This is a genomic window from Marinimicrobium sp. UBA4509 (assembly GCF_002388575.1).
GTDB classification, from domain to species: domain Bacteria; phylum Pseudomonadota; class Gammaproteobacteria; order Pseudomonadales; family Cellvibrionaceae; genus Marinimicrobium; species Marinimicrobium koreense.
The window spans coordinates 37,577-42,945 of sequence record NZ_DGMV01000035.1 but is presented as its reverse complement, the minus strand read 5'-3'; the positions used below and the strand labels follow the sequence as shown (position 1 = coordinate 42,945).

3 protein-coding genes are annotated in these 5,369 nt (G+C 61.2%); all 3 read right to left on the bottom strand.

What is annotated here, in order from left to right:
* Positions 1–179: 179 nt before the first annotated feature.
* Positions 180–3,050 carry a tetratricopeptide repeat protein gene (locus B3520_RS05125; protein ID WP_286806246.1) on the bottom strand — a complete coding sequence of 957 codons (2,871 nt, stop codon included), beginning with the start codon at positions 3,048–3,050 and terminating at the stop codon, positions 180–182.
* Positions 3,037–3,873 carry a tetratricopeptide repeat protein gene (locus B3520_RS05120; protein WP_286806247.1) on the bottom strand — a complete coding sequence of 279 codons (837 nt, stop codon included), beginning with the start codon at positions 3,871–3,873 and terminating at the stop codon, positions 3,037–3,039. The genes B3520_RS05125 and B3520_RS05120 overlap by 14 nt, the downstream gene beginning before the upstream one ends.
* A gap of 49 nt (positions 3,874–3,922) precedes the next feature.
* Positions 3,923–5,369, bottom strand: a 1,447-nt coding sequence (locus B3520_RS05115) for an AAA family ATPase (RefSeq protein ID WP_286875555.1), incomplete at its 5' end; no start/stop codon positions are given.

Below are 5,369 nucleotides of genomic sequence, written 5' to 3'. Positions count from 1 at the left end.
CCCTCCAGTGGCCGCCCGTGTTGCGGCCCGGTCGGCCTGGCGCTGTTGCTCCTCGCTCAGAGATTGGCGTGCATGGTCGCGCACGGGTCCGGGTTCTGGTCCACTCGTGGTCTGGGTACAGGCACCGAGCAGTGCACTGGTGAAGAGCAATACACACACTGGCCATCGTGTCTTTGTACTCACGGCTGGTCCGCCTCCAGGCGTGCGTTGGTGATTGGTTCTGAGGTGTGGTTTGGTTTTTCTGACTCCGCCATCTTTGGAAATCGAATGCTCATCTTGGCCGGTCGGTCATAGCGAACCGGAAACAGGACGGCCAGGCGCTCCCGACTTTTTGCCAACCAGTCATTGAAGGAAACCGACGCGACACGCCGCAAGTTGCGCTCGTAGAATTCAATCGCCTTGTCTTCAAACGGGAAGGCGCGATCCTCCAGAAGAATGTTGTATTGCATCAGTGCCTCGTCGCTCAGTTCCGTGGGCCGGTCTGACTCCAGTAAGTCCCGCGCCAGGGTTTCGTAGATGCGGCCAATCTGATGGGTGGATTCCGATGCAATGTCCGTCAGGCCGTAAGAAGCTGCGCGGGCATAGTGCTGGATGGCGTTCTGCATGTGTCCGGTTTTCTCCGAGAGGCTTCGGTCCAGCGGCAGGCTCAAACGGGTCGCCTTGAAGTGTTCGTGGTGATCGCGCCCCAGGCCGAGTGCGGCGGTGGCGGCCAGGCGTCGCGTCCGGTCGGTTTTGGCTTGATCCGGTTGCTGTCGGTCCCGGGTCAGGATTTGTTGTTGCCAGTACGCCCGCTTCTCCGGTTCGCCGGATTCAGTGTACAGCGTCACCAGGTGGTTCATGGCCTCGGCGTTCTCCGGATAGGGGTTCGGGTAGCGATGGGCGTAACGGCGGAAGGCATTGATCGCGGCGTCCCGATCGCCCTGTTCAAGATAGAGTTGAGCGGCCTTCCACTGCGCGGCCCGTTGAGCGCGACCGTCCTGTTCGGTGCCCGCCAGGCGTTCATACTGACGAGCGGCCCGGTCGGTCTGACCGCTGGCCAGATAGGCGGTACTCAACTGACGTCCTGCATCGACCCGCAATTCGTGTTCCGGGTATACGGTCTGAAAGCGCTGAATCAGGGCGATGGCCAGGCCCCAGTTTTCGTATTCGCCCGCCAGTGACAGGGCGTTGTACAGTCCGCGCGCGGCGTTGTCGCTGTCGGGGTAAGCTTCGTGAATGCGTCGGAAATGATCAATGGCGGCGTCCCATTCCTGTCGACGCTCCGCTTGTTCCGCCTGCCGGTACACGCTCAACGACCAGCGCGCTTCGGTCAGCGAGCGGGTTTCGTCCGACAGTGCCGGGAGACTGAGTAACTGCCGGGCGACCTGTTCCGCCTCGGCGTAACGCTGCTGATCGAGATGACTCTGCAAAATGAGCGAGTAAGCCTCCTGTTGAAGGGGCGGGTGATTCTGGGCAAAGCGCGCCAGTTCAATCGCCTCATCGTAGGCATTGGCCCTGAACGCGTGGCGGGCGGCCTGCCAGGCAACGGAAGGCGTGCGCGGGTCGCTGGGGTAGAGCCGGGCGAAGGCCTGTGCGTAGCGCAGGTTGCGGGCGAGCCAGCGCTCCGGTTGTTGACCGGTCAATTCATCAAGCAGCGCCAAGGCCGCATAGGCCGCGTCCTGGTTGAGAATGACCGAGCCATCGAACGCCGCCCGCTCGTACTGCAGAAAGGCCGGTTCGATTTGTCCGGCTTCTGCCAACAGATCGCCGTAGAGCAGCGTAATCCCGTCCTGCTGGGCATAGCTGGCAAAGTGCTCGAGATACCGTTGGTACCATTGCTGCGCCTGCCTCAAATGCGCGTCTTCGGGTTGCTGTTGGTAGCGACTGTGATAATGGCGGGCCACTTGCGTCCACTGATGGCGAAGGGCTTCCGTGGTGTTCTTTTCCAGCGCCGGATTGCTCTTGTTTCCGGCGGTGAGCGTTCGATAGCGTTGGTAGTCCCGGTAAGCGGTTTCACTGGCTTGCAGAGCCGCCTCAGTGAACCCGTGCTCCTGCCAGAGAGAGACGATGTGCGCCCGGGCCCGCAGGCTCAGCAGAGGCTCCGGCCCGGCGGCGATCAGTGCCTGCCACTCGGCCACGGCATCGCTGATACGCTCCTGGTCTTCAAGCTGAGTGGCGCTGGCGTGGTAGGGGGCGTAGAGGTCCGTCAAACCGTGTTTCCGGAACAGATCAACGACCGGTGTCGATTGGGGGTAGCGCTGCATGGCCAACGCCAGGGAGCGGTAATATTCGTTATAGATGACCTGCTGGTCGGCGTTCAGTGGGTTCTCGAATTGCTCGGCCAGGTCCGGAAAATCCTGCGCGTGTATGACCGCGATGTAATCTTCCAGAGCGGGTTCATACAGGGACTGTTTGTAGCGCGACCAGCCGCGCTTGAACAGCGCCCGCTCGTGAAATCCGGTGTCCTGGCTGCTGTGCAGTGCCGCGGTGTAGGCAATTTCCGCCGCCAGGTAGTCACCGGCGCTGAACGCCGCCTCGGCAAGCCGGAACTGCGTTTCAGGATACAACTCAGATTCGGGGTGGCGTCGCGCCAGGGCCTCCAGGGCCTGCAAGGACGCATCGTGATTGCCCAACAGGTCGTGACTTTTAGCGAGTTGATAGAGCTTGCGGTCGTTGCCGGGCGCCTCCGGGAAATCGGCCAGCGCCAGAGTCAGCAGCTCGACGGTGCGTTCCAGGGTGGCGCGATAGCGCTGGTCTTCCTGATAGTCGTCCTGTTGGGTCCAGCGCTCGCTCTCCTTCAGTTCCAGCTCGGCCAGGCGGGCCAGGGCCTGGTTACGGCTGTGATCGTGCTCCGGTGCGTTGTTCAGGAATTCATAGTAAGCGCTCTTGGCGTCGGCGTCCGAGATCTGCCCGATGACCGGGGCACTGTGGTAAGTTGAGGGGGAGCGGTCGAGCTGCGCGAGCGTGGCCCGCTCAGGCGGTTGGGAAGCGCAACCGGCCAGTACCAGGGTAGCCGGTGCGATGGCGTGCCACAGTGTGCGCGGGCGAAAAGACGAGTTAACGGCGATCATAGATGGTGGCCAGTCCGTATTGGCTTTGACTGATCAGCGTGTTCAGCCGGTTCTGTTGAGCTTCCAGCGACTGGGTGTCCGCTGCGTCGGGCGAACGCTGCGCCAGCGCTTTTTGTGTCTGCTGTAACTGGTGTTGATAGTGCAGCAGGGCTTCCCGGTAATTGGCTTCGGCCAGCTTGAGCCGGTTCATCCGGTCATAAGTAAAAGCCACCAGAAAAGCGCCCTCGGGAATCTCTTCCGCATGCTTCTCCTTGAGCCGTCGGAAGGCATTGAGCGCGCCGCCGTGGTCTCCCAGGTGCAGCGCCGTCAGGCCGATGCCCCGCCAGGCGTGAGCGCGGTGACGACTGTTCTGATCGATGGTGCCGAAGGTGGTTCGGGCATCGCGGTAGAACCCCTGTTGCAACTGGGACATCCCCAGCATCATGCGCCAGCGGTTTTTCAGCTCGGCCTCCGGTTCGGCGCGTGCCAGCAGTTGTTCCAACTCCCGATGGGCATCCGACCACCACCCCTGTTTCAAAAATGCGATGGCCAGGTTGGTGCGGGCCTCGAGGTAGACATCACTGTCCGGTTCGATGCGTTCGTATAACGGAATGGCCCGACGGTGCTCGCCCCGAGATTGCCACAGCAGCGCCTCCGCCAGGTGCAGATAGCTTCTTTGAGGCGGGCTCAAGGAATAGTGGTGTTGAAGCGACGGCAGTTGTTCTTCCACCCTGTGCCACTGTGCCTGCCGGACGGCATCACGCAGGTCGCTGAACTGTCGCTCAATGCCCTGATCGAACGATTGGCTCAAGGCCACGGCCGGCAGACACAACAGACCCAGCATAATGAAGAGCCGTTTCCTTGTCGCTGTTGGCATCATGCTGTCAGACCCGTCACGCATCCAACTGGCACGTGAACTGATCCTGTTCATCCACGCCGATACGCACCCGCTGAATCGGCTCGCCGGACACCATTCGGCCGAGGCACTCCGAGGCGATCATCGGAAGCAGGGTGCGGGTCAGGATGTTTTCGATATTCCGCGCCCCGGTGTCCACTTCCTGGCTGCGGGCAATAATGTGCAGTAAGACATCTTCCTCAAAACTGAACTCGGCCCCATAATGCTCCGCCACTCGGCGACGGATTTTTTCCATGTTGATAGCGCCGATTTTCATCAGGTCTTCATCGCCCAGCGGGTAGTAGGGCACGATGGTGGTGCGCCCGAGGAACGCGGGCTTGAAGTGTCGAAGCAACTGCGGGCGGAAGTTGTCCAGCAGCACATCGGGCGCAATGGTGTCCTCCTGGGACTGACACAGGGCGCGAATGTGTTCCTCGCCGGCGTTGGAGGTCATGATGATCACGGTGTTACGGAAGTCGATATCGCGTCCTTCGCCATCCTTGATCGTGCCTTTGTCGAACAGGTTGTAAAACACATCCTGTACGCCGGGGTGGGCTTTTTCCATTTCATCCAACAGAACCACACTGTAGGGTTTACGCCGCACCGCCTCGGTGAGCACACCGCCCTCGCCATAACCGACGTAGCCGGGCGGGGAGCCGAGCAGCATGGAGACTTTGTGTTCTTCCTTGAACTCGGACATGTTGATGACGGTCAGGTTGTGCTCACCACCGTAGAGGGTGTCGGCCAGGGCCAGAGCGGTTTCTGTTTTCCCCACACCGCTGGGGCCGACCATAAAGAAAACCCCGATGGGTTTGCGCGGATCGGTCAAGCCGGCACGGGCGGTGCGAATGCTCTGGGCAATGGCGTCCAGCGCGTGGCGTTGGCCGATGACACGCTGGTTCAGCGTGTCGCCCAGGTTGAGCACGGATTGAATCTCATCGGACAGCATTTTGCCCAGCGGAATGCCGGTCCAATTGGATACCACCTCGGCAATGGCCTGGCCGTCGACATGAACCTTGATCATGGGCGTATCGCCCTGCAGGCGGGTCAACTCTTCGAGCAGAGTTTTCAGCTCCGCTCGTGCATTGGCAGCCTCTCCGGAATCACCCTCCGCCTCGTGGTCGGCTTCAATTGTGTCCTGGTGTTGATTGACGGCGGTCACCAACTCCCGTTCTATGTGCCATTGTTGCCGTTGTTGTTCCAGGCGTTGTTCCAGCTCAGCCTGTCGTTGCGTGAGTTCATCGATGCGGTCCTGGCAGTTATCCAGTGCTGCATTTTCCCGGGCGAGAGTGGCCAGGTTTGCGGCGATCTGGTCCAGCTCCCGCTCGGTGTCTTCGATGGGGGCGGGGGTGGCGCTCTGGCTCAGGGCCACCCGGGCACAGGCGGTGTCGAGCAGGCTGACGGATTTGTCTGGCAACTGGCGACCGGGCATGTAGCGGCTGGAG

Bases quoted from the DNA above. Each gene is read 5' to 3' on its own strand.
- B3520_RS05125 (WP_286806246.1), bottom strand. From the start codon at position 3,050: ATGATCGCCGTTAACTCGTCTTTTCGCCCGCGCACACTGTGGCACGCC.
- B3520_RS05120 (WP_286806247.1), bottom strand. From the start codon at position 3,873: ATGCTGGGTCTGTTGTGTCTGCCGGCCGTGGCCTTGAGCCAATCGTTC.